21 protein-coding genes, 1 tRNA gene and 2 pseudogenes are annotated in these 24,415 nt (G+C 68.6%); 11 read left to right on the plus strand and 13 right to left on the minus strand.

Going from position 1 to position 24,415, the window contains the following annotated elements:
- Positions 1–22: 22 nt before the first annotated feature.
- Complete coding sequence (locus C1N81_RS05860) at positions 23–313, minus strand: hypothetical protein (RefSeq protein ID WP_394427498.1); 291 nt, start codon at positions 311–313, stop codon at positions 23–25.
- A gap of 309 nt (positions 314–622) precedes the next feature.
- Here C1N81_RS05860 and C1N81_RS05865 point away from each other — a divergent pair, with 309 nt between their 5' ends.
- Entirely contained in the window at positions 623–1,192 is a 570-nt protein-coding gene (locus C1N81_RS05865; RefSeq protein ID WP_394427500.1) for an SMI1/KNR4 family protein, read from the plus strand.
- 474 nt (positions 1,193–1,666) lie between these two features.
- Here C1N81_RS05865 and C1N81_RS05870 read toward each other — a convergent pair whose 3' ends face one another.
- Together C1N81_RS05870 and C1N81_RS05875 are read right to left on the minus strand one after the other, a co-directional pair.
- Positions 1,667–2,407, minus strand: coding sequence for a hypothetical protein (locus C1N81_RS05870; protein ID WP_394427502.1), 741 nt, complete (start codon positions 2,405–2,407; stop codon positions 1,667–1,669).
- A 243-nt stretch (positions 2,408–2,650) separates the two neighbouring features.
- A complete protein-coding gene (locus C1N81_RS05875) occupies positions 2,651–2,989 on the minus strand; it encodes a hypothetical protein (protein ID WP_394427504.1) in 339 nt (112 codons plus the stop codon).
- A gap of 266 nt (positions 2,990–3,255) precedes the next feature.
- Between C1N81_RS05875 and C1N81_RS05880 the strand changes: the two genes are divergently transcribed.
- The 3 genes from C1N81_RS05880 (at position 3,256) to C1N81_RS05890 (ending at position 4,471) form a co-directional block, all read left to right on the plus strand.
- Positions 3,256–3,669: a carboxymuconolactone decarboxylase family protein gene (locus C1N81_RS05880; protein ID WP_394427507.1), complete on the plus strand. Its 414-nt coding sequence runs from the start codon at positions 3,256–3,258 to the stop codon at positions 3,667–3,669.
- 215 nt (positions 3,670–3,884) lie between these two features.
- Positions 3,885–4,301 carry a hypothetical protein gene (locus tag C1N81_RS05885; protein ID WP_394427509.1) on the plus strand — a complete coding sequence of 139 codons (417 nt, stop codon included), beginning with the start codon at positions 3,885–3,887 and terminating at the stop codon, positions 4,299–4,301.
- A 96-nt stretch (positions 4,302–4,397) separates the two neighbouring features.
- Positions 4,398–4,471: transfer RNA gene (locus C1N81_RS05890), tRNA-Leu, on the plus strand.
- Between the two features lie 54 nt (positions 4,472–4,525).
- Here C1N81_RS05890 and C1N81_RS05895 read toward each other — a convergent pair.
- Both C1N81_RS05895 and C1N81_RS05900 read right to left on the minus strand, forming a co-directional pair.
- Entirely contained in the window at positions 4,526–6,208 is a 1,683-nt protein-coding gene (locus tag C1N81_RS05895) for an ISAzo13 family transposase (protein ID WP_394427512.1), read from the minus strand.
- A gap of 582 nt (positions 6,209–6,790) precedes the next feature.
- Positions 6,791–7,614, minus strand: a protein-coding gene (locus tag C1N81_RS05900; protein WP_394427514.1) for an IS5 family transposase whose coding sequence is annotated in 2 segments (ribosomal slippage) — positions 6,791–7,272 and positions 7,272–7,614 — 825 coding nt in all. Because the reading frame shifts where the segments join, the coding sequence is not laid out codon by codon here.
- A 124-nt stretch (positions 7,615–7,738) separates the two neighbouring features.
- Here C1N81_RS05900 and C1N81_RS05905 point away from each other — a divergent pair.
- Positions 7,739–9,421 (plus strand): ISAzo13 family transposase, encoded by a 1,683-nt coding sequence (locus C1N81_RS05905; protein ID WP_394427512.1) that lies wholly within the window; start codon positions 7,739–7,741, stop codon positions 9,419–9,421.
- A 554-nt stretch (positions 9,422–9,975) separates the two neighbouring features.
- Here C1N81_RS05905 and C1N81_RS05910 read toward each other — a convergent pair.
- From C1N81_RS05910 to C1N81_RS05940, 7 genes and pseudogenes are all read right to left on the minus strand, one after another.
- Complete coding sequence (locus C1N81_RS05910) at positions 9,976–10,773, minus strand: SigB/SigF/SigG family RNA polymerase sigma factor (RefSeq protein ID WP_394425426.1); 798 nt, start codon at positions 10,771–10,773, stop codon at positions 9,976–9,978.
- A 467-nt stretch (positions 10,774–11,240) separates the two neighbouring features.
- Positions 11,241–11,594, minus strand: a complete 354-nt coding sequence (locus tag C1N81_RS05915; protein WP_394425428.1) for an antibiotic biosynthesis monooxygenase family protein — start codon at positions 11,592–11,594, stop codon at positions 11,241–11,243.
- Positions 11,595–11,797: 203 nt separating this feature from the next.
- Positions 11,798–12,820: an NAD(P)-dependent alcohol dehydrogenase gene (locus C1N81_RS05920; protein WP_394427516.1), complete on the minus strand. Its 1,023-nt coding sequence runs from the start codon at positions 12,818–12,820 to the stop codon at positions 11,798–11,800.
- Between the two features lie 191 nt (positions 12,821–13,011).
- Entirely contained in the window at positions 13,012–13,629 is a 618-nt protein-coding gene (locus C1N81_RS05925) for a TetR/AcrR family transcriptional regulator (protein WP_394427518.1), read from the minus strand.
- Between the two features lie 326 nt (positions 13,630–13,955).
- Complete coding sequence (locus C1N81_RS05930; protein WP_394427520.1) at positions 13,956–14,489, minus strand: CbrC family protein; 534 nt, start codon at positions 14,487–14,489, stop codon at positions 13,956–13,958.
- 32 nt (positions 14,490–14,521) lie between these two features.
- Positions 14,522–14,815: pseudogene (locus tag C1N81_RS05935) on the minus strand (ISKra4 family transposase); the annotation flags it as partial.
- 8 nt (positions 14,816–14,823) lie between these two features.
- Complete coding sequence (locus C1N81_RS05940) at positions 14,824–16,116, minus strand: NAD(P)/FAD-dependent oxidoreductase (RefSeq protein WP_394427522.1); 1,293 nt, start codon at positions 16,114–16,116, stop codon at positions 14,824–14,826.
- A 639-nt stretch (positions 16,117–16,755) separates the two neighbouring features.
- On the opposite strand from C1N81_RS05940, the gene C1N81_RS05945 reads away from it, so the two are divergent.
- The 3 genes and pseudogenes from C1N81_RS05945 to C1N81_RS05955 all read left to right on the plus strand — a co-directional run bounded on the left by C1N81_RS05945 (position 16,756) and on the right by C1N81_RS05955 (position 21,583).
- Complete coding sequence (locus C1N81_RS05945) at positions 16,756–18,117, plus strand: extracellular catalytic domain type 1 short-chain-length polyhydroxyalkanoate depolymerase (protein ID WP_394427524.1); 1,362 nt, start codon at positions 16,756–16,758, stop codon at positions 18,115–18,117.
- A 504-nt stretch (positions 18,118–18,621) separates the two neighbouring features.
- A pseudogene (locus C1N81_RS05950) lies at positions 18,622–18,813 on the plus strand (transposase); the annotation flags it as partial.
- Between the two features lie 904 nt (positions 18,814–19,717).
- Positions 19,718–21,583: a SpoIIE family protein phosphatase gene (locus tag C1N81_RS05955; protein ID WP_394427526.1), complete on the plus strand. Its 1,866-nt coding sequence runs from the start codon at positions 19,718–19,720 to the stop codon at positions 21,581–21,583.
- Positions 21,584–21,676: 93 nt separating this feature from the next.
- Here the strand turns inward: C1N81_RS05955 and C1N81_RS05960 are convergent, their stop codons facing one another.
- Positions 21,677–22,120: an ATP-binding protein gene (locus C1N81_RS05960; protein ID WP_394427528.1), complete on the minus strand. Its 444-nt coding sequence runs from the start codon at positions 22,118–22,120 to the stop codon at positions 21,677–21,679.
- Positions 22,121–22,383: 263 nt separating this feature from the next.
- On the opposite strand from C1N81_RS05960, the gene C1N81_RS05965 reads away from it, so the two are divergent.
- The 3 genes from C1N81_RS05965 (at position 22,384) to C1N81_RS05975 (ending at position 24,332) form a co-directional block, all read left to right on the plus strand.
- Positions 22,384–22,512, plus strand: coding sequence for a hypothetical protein (locus C1N81_RS05965; protein WP_394427530.1), 129 nt, complete (start codon positions 22,384–22,386; stop codon positions 22,510–22,512).
- A 3-nt stretch (positions 22,513–22,515) separates the two neighbouring features.
- On the plus strand, positions 22,516–22,761 hold the full coding sequence (locus tag C1N81_RS05970; protein ID WP_394437761.1) for an STAS domain-containing protein: 246 nt from the start codon (positions 22,516–22,518) through the stop codon (positions 22,759–22,761).
- Positions 22,762–23,501: 740 nt separating this feature from the next.
- Entirely contained in the window at positions 23,502–24,332 is an 831-nt protein-coding gene (locus C1N81_RS05975) for a helix-turn-helix transcriptional regulator (RefSeq protein WP_394427531.1), read from the plus strand.
- Positions 24,333–24,415: the final 83 nt, after the last annotated feature.

Raw genomic sequence — 24,415 nt, forward strand, 5'->3', positions numbered from 1 at the left:
CACACCGAGAAATCGGGTAATTTCATCGAGGGAAGACCGCGGCCGAATCTGATATGCCGCCTTCCGTACCGGATGACTCGGAGACTGCAGGCAGTTCTTCAAATGATGTGGCCTGACCGTCAAAGCGATCGCTGTTAACCGCTGCGTGCCGCCGAGGCAGAAACACGGCGATGCTCAGGCTGTTGCTGCCGAGCAGGGATACGAAGGACGGCAGCTTGTCGGGCCCGCCCACGGGGGTGATGGTCCAGTTGGAGTCAAGGGGCGTGCCGCCGGCTTCCCGCACTGGGTCGCTCATCACGGTCACATGCACCACGTCGGATGGGCCTTCGACCAGTGAGCGTTTTCAGCTTCGCCACTCCCGGGAGAGGCCATGGCCCTCGCTTGAGTCCTGGAAGCTCCTCGACTGGGCCCGTCGGGCGCAGTGGGTCTGTGAAGAGTCGCGGACGGTCACTTCGCTGCCGGGCCGACCCTGCGCTTCGGGGCGGAAGATGATCCAAGGCCCTAGGGAGGGATGGAACGGATGCTCGAAGTACCATCCCTGCAAGGTTCTCCGGCCGCCACTTTCCACCATCCGCGGTGGCGTAGCCGGACGGAGACATCCCTGTAGAGAGGGCAGAGGGCGATGAGTGTGGCTGACAGTTGGTCGCGTGTGATGAGTCTTCTTCGGGAGCACGCGCCGGCCGATCACACGCATCTGCCAGGAGCCGCCACGGAGCAGACCCTCGCGGCAGCCGAGGAACGAATGGGGATCTCTCTGCATGGGGACCTGCGGACGTGGCTTTTGCAGAACAGTCTGGACCTGCCGGAGGAAGACGTCGACGACGAAGTGGCGTGCTGCGGCTTCGACGGGTTCCCCGACGAGGGAAGCTTCTTTCTGGGCATCCGGGCGATGGAGAGGCTCTACGCGAACCGCTCCAGGCCCGGTGGATTCGACCCTCCGGACCAGCCGGACAATCCGTTCTGGCGTAACGAGTGGATCCCGTTCCTGTCAGACCAGGACGGCTGGATGGGAAAGTTCGTCGATGTGCGGGACGGACGCGTCGGTAGCTGGTTCGTGGGTCAGGTCACGGTCACGGGCGAGTACGAATCGATGGCCCAGTATTTCGACTCCCTGGCGGAGAAGCTGACGAGGATCGCCGATGGAAACTACCCGGTCTGCCGGTTCGCCGAAGGTCGACTCGTCTGGTCGTGAGACGGTTCCCAATTGGACGACGGCCATTGCCAATCCGTCCTCACCCTGGAACGGCACTGACACTCCTCAGTGTTGACCTTCCAGGGTGAGGATGACTGCGGCAATGAGCTCAGTAGCTGGTTTCGCCCGATCGCCAGGGTCTGAGTCATGTCGACGCCGATGGCTCCCAACAGGGGAAAGACGGTGGCGGCGCGGGCACGCCATAGTTCCCCGCTGACCTGGGTGCCGCCGTTGTCGACATCCTCAACTGTGCGGCGACGTTCCAGTTTGAGGACTGGATCATGAACAGCGAGTGGGTGCTGTAGATGACCTGGTGCTGCTGGTCTAGGCGCTCCTCGCTGTAGCGCAGAAGGTCGTTCTGGGCTTTGGCATGCAAGTTCAGGCCGGGCTCGTCCAGAAGCATGATTCGCCGTCGCGTCGCGCCTCTCAGTTGGCGCGTCCGCCCCTCTTCAGCATCCTGGCGCACGCTGCTCTTCACCGTCCATCGAGTCGTCCCCAGGTAACTCCAGGCGGTGCTTCCTCTTCTGACGCCGACGCCAGCCAGGTCCGCCAGACGTGACGCGTACTGGGAACCTCCGGACGGTCCAGGAGCCAGAGAACGTATCCGGCGTGTCGCCGCGCCCACGGGTCGTCCGAACGGGCGGCGTTCACGAGCCTGTTGCGCAGGTCCGGGCCGTCCATCGTCCGGGCGACGCGCACATACTCCCGGTCCTTGCAGCGGTAGGGTCGCCGGACGACGGTCTCGATCAGTTCCACCAGTTTGGTTGTGGCCATCTCATCGAGGTCAGCGACCGCCAGAGTCCGGATGAGGCGCTCCTTCACGCCCCACGACTTGGCGTACCGGGTCCACTCCTGCGGATACCTCGCTTCCCACTCCAAATAGCACAGCGCATAGGGAAGACCCGGCCACGAGCCGAAGGCGGGACCGGTCGGCCCGTCCGACAACCCGCCGGGCAGCGAACGTCCCAGGGCCTGCAGGTAATCTCTGCGCGCCATCGGCCGCCTCAGCGAGTACCTGCGGCGCCACGTCCTGTTGTACCGATGCCGGGCGTCCCCGATGTCCCCCTCAGCAGCAGCCACCCGGGCAAGCGCGGCGGCACGTTCGACCGGATCGCTGGCGATCAGCCCGAACATCCACCCCAGCCGCTCGTGCCAATCGTCGGCACCATCCGCACCCGCACCTGCGTCCTTCCTCACCCACAGATCATGCTCCACCTCGAGCCACCACCGCCTCCCCATTTCCCGGTCGGATACGGCTCTCTGCAACGACGTCGGCGGCACAGAGCAGGACCGCCAAGACAGCGCACTCGGCTCTGCACCGCGTAGGTGCAGTGGTAGGAGTAGTCCGCGGGCGACCACTGGGCCGGGTTCTCCACCAGCTGGTGATCGGACCGCTGGTGACCGTAGCTCTGGGCACGATCGCGATCTGGGTTTCGGAGCCTCGGCGCGAGCGGGCCCCTATGCCCAGGCGACGGCCACCACGACGGCGGCGGCCGTAGAGGCACCCACACCGTAGAAGGGCCAGGCCTTCCGGTTGCGCATGCCCACCAGCGCGATCACCGCCACCAAGCCGTCCAGGGCCAGCTTCACCCACATCTTCGCGTCGGTCACTGGCAGGTCCAGCGACATGCGGGTCCATATCAGCCCGGCACCCGTGACCAACTGGACACCCGCGCTGGTGACCATGTAGCCGCCCGTCACCGGGTCTTGGCCCCGCAATTGGTAGAACAGCCCGCCCAGAATCGCAGCAAAGCCGAAGAGGTGAAAGACGAGGAACACATACCGAAGGGTCTCCATGCCAGTGACCTTCCTGAGGCGCCTTCCTGAGGCGAGCGGACGAGAGCTTGATCGAAGCTTCCGGGCACGAGACGAGGCGGCCGCCCGACGTGTGACATCCCAGAGACAGAAAGCCGAGGTGACGTGCGTCACTTCGCGTCGTGTCACAGGCACCGGGCCTGCCTCGTCCCAGGAGGTGAACGCCGACCGACCCCGAGGATCACACGATGGACGCATGACTGAACTACTTCTTCGAGGACAGCGCCGGCAACGTCCTCAACCACGTCATGGCGGCAGGACGGGCGCTGAAGGAGACGGCGTCGCCCGCAGCGGTGCGGGAGCTGGTGGCGCTGCGGGTGAGTCAGATCAACGGCTGCGCGGCCTGCATCGACGTGCACACCGAGGACGCCACCGCGGCCGGCGAGGACGCGATGCGGCTGCATCTGGTCGCCGCCTGGCCGGAGGCGACGGTCTTCACCGAGGCCGAACGCGCGGCGCTGGCCCTGGCGGAGCAGGGCACCCGCACCGCGGACGCGGCTACCGGCGTCGACGACGGGGTGTGGCAGCAGGCCAGCCTCCACTACGACACGCAGCAGCTCACCGCGCTCGTGCTCCTCATATCCTTCATGAACATGGCCAACCGGTTGAATGTCAGCACCCGCCAGCCGGGCGGCGGGTACAAGGCCGGCCAGTTCCACTGAACCGCCCCGTCCCCACACCGTCGGTGCCAAGATCGAGAAGGCTCAGGGCATCGATCGATCAGGGGGACAGGTGTGAGCAAGGTCGAAGAATTCCAGGAACTGCGGCATGGCGTGGGCTGACTAGGCAAAGGCGCTCCGGGCGCCTTCCCGCACGGCCCCGCCGGTATTAGCGTCGACGGCACACAGTCCGCCACCGTCACCCGCGGGGGGATGCCATGGATGCCACGTTGCAGACCCGGGAACTCTTCGCGAGCATCAGTACCGCCAGCCCACTCAGCGCCGAAGTCCTCGCGGAGGCCGTGACCGTGCTCGCCGCGTGCGAGCAGACCGTCACCGCATGCGCGGTCGGCATGCTCACCGAGAAGGACGCCGACGAGCTGCGCCCCGCCGTCAGCCAGGACCTCGACTGCGCCGACGTCACCGCGGCCACCCGCCGCATCCTCACCCGCGGTACCACCCACGACCCCGAACTCCTTCTGGCCCAGGTAGAGGCGTGCCGCATCGCCTGCCAGCGCAGCCACGATCTGTGCGTGCGCCAGGCGAACCACCACGAGCACTGCCGTCTGTGCGCCGAGGCAACCCAGCAAGCGGTGCGGATCTGTCGCACGGTCCTCGACCTGGCCCGCTCCTGAGCGATGCCGCACCCGGCCGGTGCGGATGCATGCCGGATGCGGCTGGCTCCCCATTCGACTGCCGCTCCGTTGGGAGGCGAAAGGATGCAGGCGCGGGCCCGGGTCGCGCAACTGGCAGACGCAGCCGCCTTAAACGCGGAACAGTGCGGGTTCGAATCCCGCCCCGGGCACAAGCCCGCCGCCGATCCCCGACCGCAGTAAGCAGGCTAAGGGCCTGCCGGTAATCAACTCGTTGATTTGATCTTGAAGCTGCCGGGGTCAAGGAACCGGGCGATGTCATCTGGTGTGCGGAAGCGGGCTGTTGAGGCGGAGACTCGAACGCCTTGAACGGCCAGGAGCGGGCGGACGCCTTTCGCAGCCCGGCTGACCGTCATGGCGGTGGTGTTGAAGAGCTGACCCAAAAGGTCCATGGTCGCGATCTTCCGCAGGTGGAGCACGGTGACCAGGACTCTATCGGCTGGGGTGAGCTTGGCCTTGGCGCCCGCGCCGGGGGCCACCAGGCGCTCGTGGCCTCGACATGTGCGGAGCACTTGTTCGCGTTGAATCTCCATCGCTGGAGTCAATGTGTCGATGAGTTCGCTGAGGTGCTGACGGGGCATCCCGGTCAGTTCCGGGTCCTGGAGCTCATGCCGGGAGAGGCACGTCGGTCTGTCTGACAGGGCATTTTTCGGAGTGCTGCCGGTGGTCGCGGCGTCCGTCGGACGGTGAGGGTGGAGGGTGTAGTTCCAGTCGCCGTGGAAGCGATGGCGAGTGATGGGCAGGGAGGCAATCTCGTCGTCGCTGATGCGGATGCCGGTGGGGTACTCACCGCGGTCGAGTTCGGCATGGACGGTGAGGCCGGTGCGGCTGGTGGTCGCGGCGATCGTCTGGAGCATGACTTCGTGGCTGGTCAGGGGTCTGCCACGCCAGTTCATGGTGATGTGGGAGAACAGCCGGTGCTCGATCTTGTTCCACTTCGAGGTGCCTGGCGGCAGGTGGCACACCGTGATCTCAAGGCCGGTCGCGACAGCGAGGCCAGCGAGATGAGTCTTCCAGCCGCGGGTGCGGTAGCCATTGGAGCCTCCGCCGTCCGCAGTGATGAGCAGTCGGCGAGCGCTGGGGTAGTCGTGCCGGCCTTGGGCCTGCCACCAGTTCCGGATCGAGGCGACGGCGAACGCCGCGGTGTCGTGATCGTTTCCGATGCTAACCCAGCCGGCGTTCGCGGCCATGTCGTAGATTCCGTACGGGATCGCCTTCTCGGCCTGGCCGGGGAAATCGTGGGTCTTGACCCTCACGGGCTGTGCTGTGGGCCGCCATTCCTGCCCGGCGTTCTTGTAGTCGCCGATCAGTTCCTTCTTCTTGCTGTCCACGCTGATCACCGGGTCATCGGCGTCCCTATGATCTCGGGCCTGCTCGTTGAGGTATCGGAACTGGGCATCTCTGTCGGGGTGCTGAGCGCCCTCGATGGTCTTGACGTTGGCCTGCAGACTGAAGCCTTCCTCCCGTAGCAGGCCGGCGACTGTGTCGGCGGAGACCCGGTGGCCCTGCCGGGTCAGCTCCGCTGCCAGTTTCCGCGTCGACTTCGTCGTCCACCGCAGCGGTGACATCGGGTCACCGCGTTCGTCGGGCTCAACCAGCGCAAGCAGAGCCGGTCGCAGCCCTGGATCAAGGTCCACGGCCTTCTTCCGGCCCCCGCCAGGCCGGCGGATCCGCCCCAGCGGAGCTTGACCAGAGTCCAGTTCAGCCGCTCCGCGGGAGACCGTGCCTTCCCGAACCCCGGCTGCGGCAGCGACGAGCCTGATCCCGCCATGCCCCAGCGACAGTGCCTCCGCACCTATGGCCAGCCGACGCTGGCGCTCATCCAGATGCGGCAGCAACGCCTGGAACTTCGCAACCAGGACGCCCTCGATCCCCTCCAGTCTCCCCATACCAGAACAACGAGTTCCGCAGCAGGAAGCCACGACTTGTTTCCCGGCAGGCCCTAAGAACTCCTAACGGAATGCGGTTCGGTCGAGGACCCTGCTGTCGGTGGTAGGTGTGGACTTGCCATGACAGGATCCGGCTGTGACGTGCGATGTGTGTGGACACAAGATGCGGCAGGCACCAGTGCCGGAGCCCCGAATGGCGTGGGACTTGCCGGTGAAGGAGCGGTGGTTCTGCTCCTGGTGCTACGCGTGGACCGAGCTGGGACATGACCCCCGCGAGGTTGCACGGCCGCAGTACCAGCCCATGTACGGGCGCTGGGAGCGGGCAGAGTCACCGACTCTCCCTGAGGACGTGGCCCATGCCTACGACACGGCCTATGCCTACACAGATTCCGGCGCGACCCTGTGCGGCATAGAACACGAGAGCCTCTCGGTCTCTCCGTACTGGTGGGTGCCGGATCGGAGCAATGCCTGTGGCGCCTGCAAGGAGACCGCAGCCGTCATTGACCGGCGCTGGCCGTTGGAGATGCGAGGTGGAAATCGTGTTAACCCCACGCTTCCCCCCGGTTCCTGTTGGTCCCCCTTCTAGGGCTGCCCACACGATGATCTGAGCCGTCTCCAGCAGATCAATGCGCACGCGAGTCTGAGGAATGCTTCGTGGATGTCGTCGCGGACCTCCCATCGGATCCGCAGGCGGCGGAACCAGTGCAGGTGTGCGAAGGCCCGCTCGACGACCCAGCGTTGAGTGCCGAGGCCGGAGCCATGCTCGGTGCCCCGACGGGCGATCATCGGTTTCACACCGAGGCTCCAGACGAAGCGGCGGTACTTGTCGTGGTCGTAGCCGCGGTCACCCAGCACCACGTCCGGTCGGCGCCGAGGCCGGCCGCGCTTGCCCCGCACCGGCGGCACCGCCTCAAGCAGTGGGATCAGCTGGGTGACGTCGTTGCGGTTGCCGCCGGTCAGCGTGACCGCAAGCGGAATGCCGGTGGCATCGGTGATCAAGTGGTGTTTGCTGCCCGCTCTGCCCCGGTCGACAGGGCTTCGTACTGTCTTGGATCCCCCTTTAACGCCCGGATGTGGGAGCCGTCGACCGCCGCCCGAGAGAAGTCCAGGGCGTTCGCACCGCGCAGTTTTGCAAGGAGGACCTCGTGCAGCCGGGGCCACACGTCGGCCTCGGTCCACTCAGCCAGGCGGCGCCAGCACGTCATGCCCGAGCCGAAGCCGAGTTCCTGCGGGAGGTGTTCCCAGGAGATCCCCGTGTGCAGCACAAACAGGATGCCCTGTAACACCAGCCGGTCCGGATGCCGCTTGCGTCCCGGATGCCGGGCCCGCCGCTCCACCTTCGGCAGTAGCGGCTCGATCACCGCCCACAGCTCGTCTTCGACATGCCATGGCTTTGGCCGAGCCACCCCACACCCCCGGATCAACGGTTCCGGAGCGATCCAACCACCTCGAAGATCATTTTGTTAGGAGTTCTAAGGGCCTGCCGGGAAACAAGTCGTGGCTTCCTGCTGCGGAACTCGTTGTTCTGGTATGGGGAGACTGGAGGGGATCGAGGGCGTCCTGGTTGCGAAGTTCCAGGCGTTGCTGCCGCATCTGGATGAGCGCCAGCGTCGGCTGGCCATAGGTGCGGAGGCACTGTCGCTGGGGCATGGCGGGATCAGGCTCGTCGCTGCCGCAGCCGGGGTTCGGGAAGGCACGGTCTCCCGCGGAGCGGCTGAACTGGACTCTGGTCAAGCTCCGCTGGGGCGGATCCGCCGGCCTGGCGGGGGCCGGAAGAAGGCCGTGGACCTTGATCCAGGGCTGCGACCGGCTCTGCTTGCGCTGGTTGAGCCCGACGAACGCGGTGACCCGATGTCACCGCTGCGGTGGACGACGAAGTCGACGCGGAAACTGGCAGCGGAGCTGACCCGGCAGGGCCACCGGGTCTCCGCCGACACAGTCGCCGGCCTGCTACGGGAGGAAGGCTTCAGTCTGCAGGCCAACGTCAAGACCATCGAGGGCGCTCAGCACCCCGACAGAGATGCCCAGTTCCGATACCTCAACGAGCAGGCCCGAGATCATAGGGACGCCGATGACCCGGTGATCAGCGTGGACAGCAAGAAGAAGGAACTGATCGGCGACTACAAGAACGCCGGGCAGGAATGGCGGCCCACAGCACAGCCCGTGAGGGTCAAGACCCACGATTTCCCCGGCCAGGCCGAGAAGGCGATCCCGTACGGAATCTACGACATGGCCGCGAACGCCGGCTGGGTTAGCATCGGAAACGATCACGACACCGCGGCGTTCGCCGTCGCCTCGATCCGGAACTGGTGGCAGGCCCAAGGCCGGCACGACTACCCCAGCGCTCGCCGACTGCTCATCACTGCGGACGGCGGAGGCTCCAATGGCTACCGCACCCGCGGCTGGAAGACTCATCTCGCTGGCCTCGCTGTCGCGACCGGCCTTGAGATCACGGTGTGCCACCTGCCGCCAGGCACCTCGAAGTGGAACAAGATCGAGCACCGGCTGTTCTCCCACATCACCATGAACTGGCGTGGCAGACCCCTGACCAGCCACGAAGTCATGCTCCAGACGATCGCCGCGACCACCAGCCGCACCGGCCTCACCGTCCATGCCGAACTCGACCGCGGTGAGTACCCCACCGGCATCCGCATCAGCGACGACGAGATTGCCTCCCTGCCCATCACTCGCCATCGCTTCCACGGCGACTGGAACTACACCCTCCACCCTCACCGTCCGACGGACGCCGCGACCACCGGCAGCACTCCGAAAAATGCCCTGTCAGACAGACCGACGTGCCTCTCCCGGCATGAGCTCCAGGACCCGGAACTGACCGGGATGCCCCGTCAGCACCTCAGCGAACTCATCGACACATTGACTCCAGCGATGGAGATTCAACGCGAACAAGTGCTCCGCACATGTCGAGGCCACGAGCGCCTGGTGGCCCCCGGCGCGGGCGCCAAGGCCAAGCTCACCCCAGCCGATAGAGTCCTGGTCACCGTGCTCCACCTGCGGAAGATCGCGACCATGGACCTTTTGGGTCAGCTCTTCAACACCACCGCCATGACGGTCAGCCGGGCTGCGAAAGGCGTCCGCCCGCTCCTGGCCGTTCAAGGCGTTCGAGTCTCCGCCTCAACAGCCCGCTTCCGCACACCAGATGACATCGCCCGGTTCCTTGACCCCGGCAGCTTCAAGATCAAATCAACGAGTTGATTACCGGCAGGCCCTAAGCGCGACGCGGACGTGCGTTGCATGGCGGCGCCCGCCCGGGGCCGCCGCCGGGTCTTCGGCGGCGAGGTCGAGGAGCGCGCTCACGCGCAGCCCGGCCTCTGCTGGGTGCCGAAACGGCCTGTTCAGGCGAAGCCGGTACCGGGTGCGTCGGCCGGTTCGCCTGCGGTCCAGGTGGCTGGCCGCCCCGAGGTCGGCGATCACACTTTGCACGGTCCGCTCACTGGTCCGGCAGACCGCGGCAATCGACCTCTGCCGTGTCCCCGGGTCCCGGGCAATGACCCGCAACACCCGCGCATGGTGCGTCAGGAGAGTCCAGTTCCCGTCCCTGTCCGTCATGTCCCTGTCTCTCCCTGCCCGTGCCACCGCCCGGGGCACGGGTGCGCCGGGCATCGCCGTCGGGGCCGACCGGGCACTGGGGCAGGCCCGCGACCGGGGCAGGCCCGCGACCAGACCAGAGCGCACATGCGTGGTACCGGCAGCGAGGTGCGGCATACGGGTTTCCCCGAGCGCTGCGACGGAGCGGGCGGCTGTGCCGGTCAGGCGGCCAGCGGCGGCTCGGCGGGACGGTCGGCGTACCGGCGGACCTGGGCGCAGGCGCGGGTGAGCAGGCGGGAGACGTGCATCTGGGAGATGCCGAGCCGCTCGGCGATCGCCGCCTGGGTCATGTCCTGGAAGTAGCGCAGGTAGAGGATGGTGCGCTGGCGCTCCGGCAGTACCTTCAGGCCGGCTTTGGCCGCCTCGCGGTCGGTGATCGTGTCGTAGGCCGGCTCGGCTTGGCCGAGGGTGTCGGCGAGAGTCAGATCCGCTCCGTCCTGCCCGCCGCTTTCGGCGTCCAGGGACAGCGACGCATAACTGTCCAGGGCCTCGAGGCCCTCGCGGACCTCGTCCACTGTGAGTCCGGCCTGGGCGGCGATGGCCTCCGGGCGGGGTTCGCCCGCCTGCCCCGGTTGCTCCATGAGCTCGCGGCGGGCGGAGCGGACCTTGTTGCGCAGTTCCTGGATGCGGCGTGGCACGCGCACGTCCCAGGTGCGGTCGCGGAAGTGACGGCGGATCTCCCCGGTGATGGTGGGCACCGCATACGGTTCGAACGCGCCTTGGTCGCCGTCATAGCGCTCGACCGCCTTGATCAGACCGACGGCGGCGACCTGCTGCAGGTCCTCGATGCTCTCGCCGCGGTCGCGGTACTTCCAGGCCAGCCGGTGCGCCATCGGCAGCCACGCCGTCACCAACTCCTCACCCAGCAAGTCATGTTCGGGCCCGGCGGGGGCGGCGGCCAGGCGGCGGAACGCCTCAGCGGTCTCAGGTGCGTCATGGTGTGTCCGGGGTGTGCGCATGGGCAGGTACGGCCTTTCGCTGCTGCGGGCAAAGTGACCACGCACAGCAGCAACCGGACGTCCAGGCACACCGCTGCCGCGGCCTGCGCCTGTCATCCCAAGCACCACCGACGCACCTGCCCGGCCCCACCCCGCGCAAACGCAGCAGGCCAGCCGGTCGGTCCCGCCCCCCAGATGCCCAGACGTGCCGGTCCTGTCCCCCGACCCGTGGGGCACCCCCATACGCCCCTGCCGACGCGGTGAAGGGATGGGCGATACCGAGTACGAGGGCAGGTTCGTGCCACTCGAAGGGAACCTCCCGAGGCCCGGCGGCCCAGGCGCCCTGTCACCCCCGGACATCGGAAGCCATCAGGCTTGCCGAACACCGTCGCAGCAGCGGAAGTCGGGGTCTGGGTCGGGCGGCCGGCCATCACCGGCCATCACCGGCCATCACCGGCCATCACCGGCCAGGGAACGCCCCACGGACGTCATGCTCGCGTGAACCCGTGGCTCCGCTCCACTTTCGCCACATGCAGCGTGTAGCCCTGATACCACTCGGCTCGCCCGCGCTTCTGCGCGGCACGGTGCTCGGTGTTGCTCCGCCACTCCGTGAGTGCGTCAGCATCGCGGAAGTACCCGACGGTGATGCCCAGCCCGCCAGGAGTCTGCGCGTGGTCCATCCCCAGGAACCCGGGGACGCCCTTCACCAGGTCTTCCATACGTGCGTTGGTCTCGCTGTAGCCGCTCTGCTCCTGGGTCCGCACTGTAGTGAAGACAGCCACGTAGTAGGGAGGTTCGAAGGCCTCGACGGGCGCGACAGGCACTTCCGAGTGATCGCTCATGACCGCACCGTAAGACGGGACGGGGCGACGATCGAGCGTTTTTCGAACAACGTCATGATCGACCTGATAAGCATCAGGCTGGTCGAACGCGGCTGGTACGACCAGGTGGGGCAAGGGGTCGCGGTCGTTGCCGTCCCGTTCTGCGCACGGCGCGCGCATTCCTGTACCGGGACACGTGGTGCGGAGCGATGCCCGCACCAGGGTCACGTATCCGTGGTCGTGAAGTCGACGACGGCACGGTAGCGGGCCCCGCCCTTGCGGACGAGATCGATGGCTTCGTCGAGCCGTGCGGAGGGAAAGACCTCCACCTCGGGGCGGATGTCGTGCAGGGCCGCGAATTCGAGGAGTCGGCGCGTGATGGACGGGGGGCCGACGACGGCCGAGACCAGACTCTTCTCGGCGGGCAGGACGCTGATCGGGTTGATGGTGAAGGCGCTGGTCGGCACACCGACGACACACAGCTTGCCGCGCGGACGCAGTGCGGCGAAGTAGTCGTCCCAGGGCAGGTCGGCGCCGACCGTGTCGAGGATGAAGTCGAACCTGTCACGCGTTCGTGTCAGGTCACGGGAGTTGAGGAAGGCGTGGGCGCCGAAGCGGTGTGCGGCCTCGGCCTTGTCGTCGCTGGTGGAGATGGCGGTGACATGGCAGCCCCAGGCGGCCAGGACCTGCAATGCGATGTGTCCCAGGCCCCCGATGCCGACCACGGCGACGGTGTGGGTGGGGTGCACGTCGTGCCCCACAATGGCGTTGAACACAGTCGTTCCGGCGCACAGCAGCGGGGCGGCCTCCTGGGAGGACAGGCTGTCGGGTACGGGCGGCACATGTCGCCAGTCGCTGGCGCGGACCTGGCTCGCGAACGTTCCTCCCATGCCGCGCAGCACCGTGTCGTCCCGCTCCGGGCACAGGTGCTGCGCCCCGGTGAGGCACCATTCGCAGCGGAAACAGGAGCCGGCGATGGCGCCGACACCGACGCGCTGGCCGACCGACAGGTGTCGAGGGTCGACGGCGGAGCCGACGGCGCGGACGATGCCGACAGCCTCATGCCCGGCCACCAGTGGGAATCGTGCGGCACCGTGGTGGTCGTCGATGATCCCCACGTCGGTCTGACAGATGCCGCTGTGGGTGACGGTGACATCTACCTCAAGGGGGCCGAGCGGCGGTGGCTCGTACTCGTGGATCTGGGTCGGTCCACTCGCGTGCTGCACCGCATGGGCACGTACGGTCATGGCGCTACTTCCTTTCCATGCGCGGTAGTTGTGTCGTCGGCGGCACCCGGCGGCACGGGCGGGCCCCGGGGGCGAGCGCAGGCCGAGGGCCGCGGGCGAGGCAGGGGCCGGCAGAACCATTGCCGGCCTTTCTGCGGCTCACTGTGCGGCTCGCTTGTGCGGGTGGGCTCGCGACGGGCCTTGCCAGCCGCTCAGCCGGAACGCCCTCGGGTGACGATGCGGGCGGCGGTATGCAGAGCTTGGTACTGCCGTGCGAGGTCGCCACCGGACTGGGCGACAGCCGGGGTGATCAGGTAGAGGTGCTCGGCCAGGTCGACGGCGTTCAGTCCGGCATCCCGCCACGCGTCTTCGACGCCGCTGTCCCGCAGCAGGTCGGCGACCCTGTCGACCACGTCGTCGTGAAGCTTGTCCAGCAGCGGGCCGCTTACATTGGCGGCCGCGCCCAGGAGTTCACCCACCACGTCACGGTCCGCACCGGCCGCGCTCCCGTGCAGGGCGGCCATGGCGTCGGCCAGCCGCTGGGCGAGGTCGGCGTCCTCGCGCTCCAGAGCGGTCAGCGTCGCGGTGCGCACCTGGCCGATCATGCGCTCGATGGTGGCGTGGAACAGGGCCTGTTTGCTGGAGAAGTGCAGATACAGCCCCTGGCGCGAGAGGCTCGCGCCCCGGGCGACCTCGTCCATGGAGGCCTTGCGATAGCCGAACCGCAGGAAAACCCGCAGAGCCGCGTCGAGGATCTCCTCCTCGCGGCTCGACGTGACGGCCGTACCGCCCTCATTACGCGCGTCGCCCTCAACGCTTCTGCCCGCCATACCCAGTGCCTCCCTACATCGGACCGCACGACCATGGTTTACGACCTTGGCAAAGTATGTCAAGCAAGCCAAGCCATGGCTCCCGGGCCGTCAGGGCTGCAAGGACGTTCTGTAGGTCGGCCGGGCATGTTCTGGCAGTGCTTTTTGGACCCACCCGGGCAGGGCCGCATGTTGTTTCGAGGTGCCCGTTCGGCCCGTGGGCGGGTAATCGGGTGGGAAGGTCGTGCCGTTGGCGCGGGGGCCATGACGGCCGCAATCTTGGAAGGATGCGGTTCCTTTAAAGGGATGCTCAGTGCGGTCTCGCTGAACGCCGAGCTCAGTGGCTGTTATGAGGCGTCGGTGTAGGCGAGGTGGGTGCCGCAGACGGTGCAGCGGAAGAGCATCGCGGTAGCAGCTTCGCCAAGGTGGGTGAGGAACTGCTCGAGTTGGGCTGCGTCGTGCCAGCCGCCGGGGCGTAGGTCTTGCCTGAGCTGATCGAGGGCCTCGGGGTGGGCTACCAGCTCGCTGTACCCGACTTCGCCGATGAAGGCCGCCGCGTCGTGGCAGTGGACGAGCCAGCGTGGGTCCTGCCAGGCGTGGAAGCCGGGGGTGCGGCGGGTGACCTCGTGCAAGATCTCCTCGCTGACGCCGTCCAGGCCGTACGAGTCCGTGAACTCGCCGGCGAACCGCTCGGCGGCACTGCCGTCGGCGATGCACCAGGGGCAGAAGCTTCCGCTCACCTCATGGGCCGTGTAGAAGGTCGCGGTGTAGATCCACCCCGTGGTGCGGTCGCAGCCCACGCACGTCTCGGGGCTTTGACGAATGGATCCGCTGGCAACGGGATTCGGGTGATATCGAAAGGCAGGTAGGTCGGAGCTCACCAGGGCAGTGTGTTCGTAAGACAGCCCCGCGATCAAGCTGTCAGAGTGAATCTCCGCTGGTCCGGGACCGGGTAGAGGCGCTGTTGTTCGCGGGCTGCGTGGAAGGCCCAGTAGTCGTCGAAGTCACCGTTGGTGATCAGTGCGCGAAGTCGGAGGACGGTTTCGGCGCCGGTGAGTCCCCAGCGGGCGCCGGTGATGTCGAGGCGGTCGGCGATCAGCTGCCAGCAAACGCCCTCGATGACTACGGTGGCGATCGGCCAGCCCATTTCGAGTGCGGTGTCGTAGTGGCACTTGTCGAGGTGGCCGGTGAGGTAGCGGTTGCAGGAGAGCTGCCTCAGCACAGTCCGAAGGGTGGCTGGAGGTATTCCGGTGAGCACGTCGGCGTGGTGGCGTTTGCCGGGCTGAGCACCGCTTGCGGCAGGGGGAAGTCCCAGGGCTGGTTCAGGACGACGGTGGAGGCGAGCCGCCCGATCTCGTCGGAGCCCCGGGCGCCGTGCCCGTTGCCGCCCACAGCCACCGTCAGGGTGGTGTCCTGCCACGGTCCGATGTACGGGTAGCGCGTGCGTGTCTTGTCGACGACGCAGCACGCCTCGCGGACGGAGACCGGCTCCAGGCCGGGGAGCAGCAGCCGCATCATCCGGGCAAGGAACTGGGACTGCTCGGTGGTGATGCGCTGCTCGGCATACCAGGCGCACATCGCGTCGGGGGTGCGCAGCTCGTGGACGAGTGGCTGCATCGCCGGTCCGATCCGCAGGTACCACTTGCCGTCCGGGTAGCGGATGGGCGGCATCAGGTAGGCGGACATGTTGTCGTTGCCCGTGTCGGCGGGATCGATGGTCACCACGGTCGGCAGGTCCGCGTGGCGTGCGAGCTGCTCGCCCGCGACCTCGAAGAGCAGGTTGGGTTCGGTGAAAATCTGCAGGTCTAGCGCTGAAGGGGCGGGCAGCGCGTTGCTGTGTTTGACCAGGGCGCCTGCCGCGAGCAGCACCCTCGGGGCCTGTACCGTCACCGTGCCGCCGGCCTCGGTGCCGTCCACCTCCGCTCGCCACGGGCCCGTTGGCCGGTCCCTGTGCATCGACCGAACCGTTCCGCGTAGCAGCTCGGCGCCGGACGCGGTGGCGAGGCGCAGCTGGGCGTGTACCAGCTGGCGCGGGTTGAGGTAGGCGCTCGTGGGTTCCCAGAGCCCCTCCACGCCGCCGTCCACCGGGGGCATGTGCAGGGCGGGGAACGCGCGCCGCAGCGCGGCCGCGGGCATCCGCTCGGCCATCACACCGGCCTGATCGCCCGCTGTGAGCATTGCCTCCGTCCGCTTGCCCAGGGACCGGGCGATCAGTGCCAGGGCCCCGCACTCGCGGAAGAAGCCCACCCCGGACTCGGCCTCGATGCCGCGGTACCGGGCAGTGGAGCGGGTGTCCACCGCCCCCCAGAATCGGTCCCAGCCCAAACAGCGCGCGATCCGTGACTCGTCCTGCCATGCACCGAACTGCGCCAGACTTGCACCTGCGGTGGAGGCGGGTTCCGCGGGGCCGATCACCAGGGTGCGGACTCCGGAACGAGCGAGGTACTTGGCCGCCGCCGAACCGAACAGACCGGCCCCCACGACCAACACATCGGCATGCCGACGCACAGCACCACCTCACAGGCCCCAGAGGGCCGACAGGAACGTCATTGCCCGGCTGCTGCCGGCACCCTTCCGTGCGCCGGCTCCGGCCGGGGCGTCCACGAATCCTGCCGTGCCCGCCCATCCCAGCTGAGCAGTGACATCCCTCGAGCCTCTCCTTTCACCCTGTTCGCCACGCTTCCCGCCGGCCCGCACCCGTCACCAGCGACACACGCCTGGTGTGCTCGTGCCCGCCCGCCCGCTCGGCCGGCGCTGCCGGCGCTGCCGGCGCTTTCAGGATCAGGCGCGCGCGGAACGTGTGCAGCCGCACGAGCGCTCCTATCGGCCGCCCGAGGGCGCGGGGGCGTGTTGCGCCAGCGGTAGGAGTCAGTGCGCAGGCCGGCGACCAGATCGCCGGTGTGGCCCCAGCGTGTGAGGTGGAGGGCGACGTGGCGAAGCGCCGGTGCACATCGGGACCCAGAAGCACCTGACCCCAACCACTCCACGAGCCACGGTGACGTAGCTGTCACCCGCGTAAGTACGTGCGCAGCGACCTGCCCGCTGCGCTGCCGCGGTGGTGAACGACTTGCGTGCGGCGTCCGTGTGATGGTGTGGGAGCGCTACCACGGCAGCCGTGCGCCTGCCGTCACGCAGGTGCTTCCAGCGATGACCCCAGCCGCGACAGGAAGGGACGCCCCTGTGTCCGTCACCGCAGGCAACACCGCGAGGAGACCACTGAGAACGACGCTCGCCGCGCTCTACGGAGCGCTGGTGCCACTGCTCGCCGCGCTGCTCATTGGCGCTCCCGCGGCCGCCGCCCGCACCGACACCGCCGACGTGCCCTACGCGGCCCTCACCGAGGTCACGAACTTCGGCGACAACCCCAGCAATCTCCAGATGTACCTGTACGTCCCCGAGAAGGTCACCGCCAACCCGGCGGTCCTCGTCGCCGTCCACTACTGCACCGGTTCCGGGCCGGCGATGTACAGCGGTACCGAGTACGCCTCGCTCGCCGACCGCTACGGCTTCATCGTCGTCTACCCGTCCGTCACCCGGTCCAGCAAGTGCTTCGACGTCTCCTCGCCGCAGGCCCTGCGGCGAGGCGGCGGAAGCGACCCGGTCGGCATCAAGTCGATGGTCGACTGGGTGCTGGGCACGTACCACGCCGATCCCCAGCGCGTCTTCGCCACCGGCATCTCCTCCGGCGCGATGATGACCAACGTGCTGCTGGGCGTCTACCCGGACGTCTTCGCCGCCGGCGCCGCCTTTGCCGGGGTTCCGTTCGGCTGCTTCGCCACCACCGACGGCTCCGAGTGGAACAGCGCCTGCGCCAATGGCAACGTGCTCCGCACTCCGCAGCAGTGGGGCGATCTGGTCCGGAACGCCTACCCCGGGTACACCGGCCCGCGCCCCCGTATGCAGCTCTGGCACGGCACCCAGGACGACACACTCCGCTACCCGAACTTCGGTGAAGCGATCAAGCAGTGGACGAACGTCCTGGGTGTGAGCCAGAATCCGGCGTCCACCGACAGCCCTGTCAGCGGCTGGACCCGCACCCGCTACGGCGCCACCGGTGACCGCGCGCCGGTCGAGGCCATCAGTCTTCAGGGAATCGGACACAACGTGTACGCCTATGGCATGGGCGCCCGCGTGCTCACCTTCTTCGGCTTGGACGGCCAGACTCCCGGTCCTGGTCCCGAGCCCCAGCCGTCCGGCTGCAAGGTGACCGTGAACGTCTCCGCTTGGAACACCGGCCTGACTGCCTCCGTGGCCATCACCAACACTGACACCACCGCGATCAACGGCTGGAAGCTCGGCTTCGCCCTGCCAGGCGGCCAGAACATCACCAACGGCTGGGGCGCCACATACGCCCCGTCCTCCGGGGCGGTGACGGCGACCAACGTCTCGTACAACGGCACGATCGCACCGAACGCCACCGTGTCGATCGGTTACCAGGCGACGCACGGCGGCAACAGCGGGCCGCCGAGTGCCCTCACGCTCAACGGCAGCGTCTGCACGACCGCCTGAGCGAACCGACGGCCCGCGGTCCGTCCGGCCGAGCGCTCCGTACGACCTGCCCGGTTCGGCCGGCCCGACGGCGATCCGGCCCGATGGCGATCCGGCCCGATGGCGATCCGGCCGGGCCGCCGAGCCGGTCGGCGAGGTGTCGGCGCGTTGGCCGGAGGATGCTTCTCCGGCCACTGGCGTTCGCCCCGCCGCCTCCCGTGGGGCGACCGGGCGGCAACCCGCCAGCCAGCTCGGACTCGACCCGTACGGCCTCACCGCGGCGAGGGCCTGGGCCGAGGCACACGCCTCTTCGGGGACGCCCGGCGCCCGTTCCTGCGGGGCGGGTGCCGTCGCGCCCACCCCTCCTCGAAGAGGCCGACCGTGCGCCAACTGGAGTTCCCCGGACAGGGTGTGAAGGAAGGGGCGCCGCTACCGGCCCTTATTGCTCACCTACCGCTCGATGCGGCCGGCGTCGGGTGCCCTGGTCGGCATGGTGTGGAAGTCCGCTGCCAGGACCGTTTCCATCGCCATGCCGCCCCCCTGGCCGTCGACCTGCGATGTCCCTGGGAACGATCCGCCCCCTCGAACAGGCTCACCCCTGCCCGGGTCCGCCGCGGGTTCCGACATCTGCACGCCAAGATCTCCACGCCAGCCGAAGTGCCGAAACACTCCAGACCCTGCCCCGGACGACCACCGGGCTCGAAGAACCGCCGACCCACCATCAAGATCGGCACCAATCACCGCAGGACGGGCTGACAAGCACGAACGAGGATCAGCACACTGAGTACATGCGATATGAGGAGAGAGCCAAGCTCACAGCAGTGAGGGTCCTGGTCCCGGTGGCCATCCTTGTCTCCTCACCAGTGCTGCTGATAGCAGGGCCACCGATTCGTCGCCGATACCTCCGCTATATCCATCGGGAGGATGCCCCGCAGATCCTGAACAAGGGGCGGGGCCAGGTCAGCGTCCACTACTTCGTGGTCACCAACCCTCTACTCGAATGGATCTGCCGGCCCGCCGATGCAGTCGCCCGTCTCATCTCACCCCGAGGTTGAAGCTCAAGCTCAGAGCACGCCCCTGAAGGGGGCATGCCAGGCTGCCATGTTGCCGTGCTGAGCATGTCGTTCGCTTCCCGCGTTCCTTCGAGCGGCGGTGGGGAAGCGGCTTCAGCTCGTCATATTTCGTGATCGCTCCGGCAGGCCGCCCAGCGGACGACGTCCCCCGCCCAGCGGACGACGTCCCCGCGCGTAGGGGGCGGACCGCAGGCTGTAGTACCCGCCTGCATTCGCTTGGAGGCGGAAGATCTTGGCGGCTTGTCCCTCGCGGTCGTCGGTGAGGCTGTCCGCGCACGGCCACGTGCTCTGTCTGCCCGGACCAGGCACGCACCGCGTGCAGTGAGTCTTCGAGTTCTGGCTCGGCGCCGACGGCGCCCTGGCGCTGTCCGTCACCAGCCGCCACGGACACGACCTGCTCGTGTGGACCGGCCCCTCCCGGCTACACAGGTCACACTTAAGTGTGGCTGCACGGCGTGGACGAGTAGGGACGGGCAAGGCGGTTATGGTTGCCCCGCGTAAACAATTGCGGGTGTAGGTGTGGGTGTGGGCGTCTGCCGGGAGAGGCTGTGACAGGACCGAGCGCGAGCGGCTCCGATACGCCGGAGCAGGACCTGACGGCGCTCTCGGAGCCGGGGCGGGTGGCGGCGGTCCATGAGACGGGGCTGTCGGCTGCCGCGGACGCGGGGATGGACCGTTTCGCGCGTCTGGTGGCCGAACTCCTCGACGTGCCCGTCGCGCTGGTGTCGCTGGTCGTCGAGGGAGAGCAGTTCTTCCCTGGCATGATCGGCCTCAAGGAGCCGTGGGCGTCCCTCCGGCGCACGCCATTGACGCACTCGATGTGCCAGCACGTGGTCGCCGACGAGGAGCCCTTCACCGTGGCCGACGCACGGGCCGAAGCGCGGACCCGTGACAGTGCCGCGATCGAGGATCTGGGTGTGGTGGGGTATGCGGGCATGCCGCTGACGGACACCGAGGGGCGGGTGCTGGGCGCACTGTGCGCGATCGACACCCAGCCGCGGCAGTGGAGCGCCGGGCAGCTGCGGGCGCTCAAGGACCTGGCGGCAGCGTGTTCGGCGGAACTGCGGCTGCGGGTGGTGTCGCGCCAGCGTGAGCAGGCGCGGGCCGAGGCCGGTGAGCTGGCCGGGCGGCTGCAGACCGCGCTGGGTCGGTTGCAGTTGCTGCTGCGTTCCGCGGACGCGCTGGCCGACACCACCGGCCTGGCCGAGGTGCGTCAGCAGGTACGCGACCTGGTCAGCGGTGATCTCAAACCCGTCTACGTGGGGTTGATCCTCGTCGAGGGCAGGGACCGGATGCGCCGACTGGTCGATGCCGACGGCAACGCGCCCATGGAGCGGGAGTTCGGGACCTTCTCGCTCACCGCCCCCTGGCCGAGCGCCCGGGCTGCCAGGGAGAACCGCACGATCACCGTCACCAGTCTGGCGCAGCTGGCGAAGGAGTACGGGCCCGAGGCGGTGGCGGCGTTCACGAGCCTCGGGCTGGCCAGCGCGGTGTGCGTGCCGCTGCCGGGCCCCACCCTCCCGCTGGGCGCCCTCGCGCTGGGCTGGGACCACGGCCACGAGCCCGACATCATGGAGCAGGCCCTGCTGGTCTCGCTCGCCGGATACACCGCCCGGGCGGTGGAGCGCGCCCTGTTCGTGGACGGCCGCGTGAGCGCGGCCACGCAGATGCAGGCGGCGCTGCTCACCGACCTGCCGGCCGTGCCCGGTCTGGAGCTGGCCGCCCTGTACCGGCCGGCCGCCGATGGTGAACTGGTCGGCGGTGACTGGTACGACGCCTACCCGCTGCCCACCCCCGCCCAGGGCGGCGAGAACTCCGCCGTCCCGGCCGCCCTCGCCGTCTCGGTCGGCGACATCACCGGCCACGACCTGCACGCCGCCACGCTGATGGGCCAGGCCCGCAGCATGCTGCGCCAGGCCGACCTCGACCACGCGGGGCAGGGCCCGGCCCGCGCCGTCACCGCCTTCGAACACGCCAACGCCCACCTGGGCATCAACGCCACCGGCACCCTCATCCACGCCCACCTGCGTCCCTGCCCGGCACCCGACACCGGCTCCTGGGAACTCACCTACACCAACGCCGGCCACCCCGCTCCGCTCCTGCTCACCCCCGACGGGACAGCGGCGCGCCTGACCGGGCACGGCATGCTCGTCTTCCCCAGCCTGCCCCGCCCCGACCGGCACGATCAGCGGACCCTGCTGGCCCCGGGCAGCCTGCTGCTGCTCTACACCGACGGTCTGATCGAAGAGGCCCGCGGCGACATCGACACCGCCATCGATGCCGTCATCCGCTTCCTCACCCACCACCGCGACCAGCCCCTGCCCGACCTTCTGCGCCAACTCGCCGACCATGTCGCCGGCAGCGACGCCCACGACGACATCGCAATGCTCGCCCTGCGCATCCCCCACCCCTGAAAGACCTGTTCTGCAGTGACTTGCCTGCACGCGGGGTCCAGTCAGCATGCCGCTGCACCTTGAGAAAAGCGGAGCGTCGGCTCAGGCGGGTGTTCACTGCGGGCGGTGGCCGGACGCCGCCCCGTCCAAAGCGTCGGCCAGCGCAACCGTGGCGGTCACGCACTTGCCGACCGGCTCACGCCGCGCCGCGAAACTCTGCGCGCACAGCAGGACGATCTCCAGGCCGTGCTGGCCGACCCGGCCTGTGTCCGCGGCCCGCGCCAACGGCAGCACCGAGTCGGAGTCCCACACCTCCACCCGCACCGTGTCCTTGAGGAGGGTGAGGTCCATCAGCAGCGGGCCTGGCGCGTACTTGCAGGCGTTGGTCACCAGCTCGCTGACGACCAGCTGCGTCACCTCCACCGCGCGCGTCGAGACCGGGACCTCGCGGCCGCGGGCATGGGTGAGGAAGTCCAGGCAGAAGCTGCGGGCCTGGGCGATGCAGCTGCCGTCGCCCTCCAGGGCCAGGGTGGCGTGCCGGCCGTCCGTATCGGTCACGATGCCGCTTTCCTCACAGGGGTGCGCGGCGCTTCCTGCTCCGCCCTACTCCCCTGGCTTCTCGCCGCGTGTACCCCCGCCGCCCCTGCCTACACCGAGCCCGCCGACCTGCCGTACCGGCCGTACCGGCCGTACCGGCCGTACCGGCCGTACCGGCCGTACCGGCCGCCGGATTGTGGCCGTGCCAACATGCCGGTTCGAAGGCCGCACCGGCGTCAACCGGCATACACGGGGCCGGGCGCGGGTGTGGGAGCATCCCGGGCTTGAGACCGGACAGCGAGCCCGGATCCGCCGGCCCGGCCCAGCCGGGCGGACTGACCGTCACCACCCACCTTCGCGAAGGCGTCCTCGTCCTCGGCCCGGCGCGCGACCTCGACCACAACAGCGCATAAGTCCTGCGCCGCGCCTTCGACACCGCCGATCCCGCCCCACGCCGCATCATCTGCGACCTGCACCAGCTCACCTTCATGGACTCCAGCGGCATCAACCGCTTCCTCACCGCCTACCAGCAGCTCACCCCGGCCGGCGGCTGGCTGCGACTGGCCGCCGCCCCCGAGACGGTCACCCGCACCCTCACCCTCGTCGACCTCGACCAGATCCTCCCCTTCCACGCCACCGTCGACCAGGCCCTCGCCCCCTGACCCGACCGACCACCAAGAGTGCCCGCCCGGCTCTGGCGCGCCGCGTTGACGGCATGCACGAGGCGGTTGAGCGCGGCGACCCCTCTGGGCGCCTCCCCCGGGGCGGGTCTTGCGGTGAGGGCCCGCCCCCACTCCCCAGAAGGGACTGATCCGGGGCTTCCTGTCTGGCGGGGTCACCGATGCCTTCGTGCCCCCGGCGCCGCCGCCGAATGGGGTCTGCCGGAGTACGACGGCGTGCCTTCCAGCGCGCCACGGTGTCGGTGAACAGCGTGGAAGGGGTCACGGTCCTCGTCCTCCCGCCCGCCGCGACACCCGCGGGCCGACCCGGGTGACACGCCAGGTCAGGCCCGAGACGTCCGCCGCCGACCTGACCAGCCGGCGGATCACCGACCTCCTGTTGTGCCGGGACTGCGGGCACACCGACGCCGAACAGCAAGCCATGTTGAGCCCGAGCGCACTCGCGCCAAGAGCGACGAACTGGAGGCTGCCCGGCACCGCCTCGACCGGATCATCGCGATCACGGACACGCCCCCGTAGGAGCCGCGCCATGGGTGTACGGGGCCTGAGTAGCAGCGACCAGCCCGCCGGTGCCGGGTGCACCCAGCACATCTGGGGGCGCCGGCGGAGGCCGTCCGTAGAGTGGGGGTCAGCCAGGGACGATCTGTCCCCGGATGAAGTCGCCCTTCATCCGCCTTCCGGTTCACGTCACGATGGCCCTGTCGAACAGAGGAGGCCGGACGATGGACCGGGCGTTGCTTGCAGATTTTCTCCGTGCGCGCCGTGAGGCGCTGCAGCCGGAGGACGTCGGGCTGCCTCGCGGGGTGCGGCGCCGGACCGGCGGGTTGCGGCGCGAGGAGGTGGCCGCGCTGGCCGGCATGTCGGCCGACTACTACGGCAGGATCGAGCAGCAGCGTGGCCCGGCGCCGTCGGAGCGGATGCTCGGTGCGCTCGCCCGCGCGTTGCGCCTGAACCTCAGCGAGCGGGACCACCTGTTCGCTCTCGGTGGCCTGTCGACGCCACGGCGGCGGGTCCTGCGCGATGATCACGTCGGTCCCACGATGATGCGGGTCGTCGCCGGGCTCTCGGACGTGCCCGCCGTCGTGCTGTCCCGGTTCGGTGAGGCGTTGTTGCAGACACGTCCCGCCATCGCCCTGCTCGGTGACCTCACCCAGTACTCGGGCCTCTCGCGGTACCTGGTCTACCGCTGGTTCACCGGTGATCCGCGAACGCGCGGCCTCTACCCCGTGGAGGACCATCCGATACGGGGCCGGGTCTTCGCCGCGGAGATCCGGGAGGCGTACACGGCCGACCCCACGGGGAGGGCCGGTGAGATCGTCGCGGCGCTTCTGGAGGCCAGTTCGGAGTTCGCGAACATCTGGCGGCTGCACGAGGTGGGCGTGACCCACCACCACGACCTCAAGCGCTATCTCCACCCGGAACTGGGCGAATTGAAGTTGTACGCGGAGATGCTGCTGGATCCCGAGCAGTACCAGACGCTCCTGGTCTTCAGCGCCGAACCGGGCTCCCCCAGTCACGACAAGCTCGCGCTCCTGGCCGCTGTCGGCGACTAGCGACTCACCAGCCACGACCAGCGACCGGCGGCCATCGACTGCCGGCGGTCGGCCCCCACACACCTGGCGGCACCACCTCGAAG

This window comes from Streptomyces sp. SGAir0957, assembly GCF_043523415.1.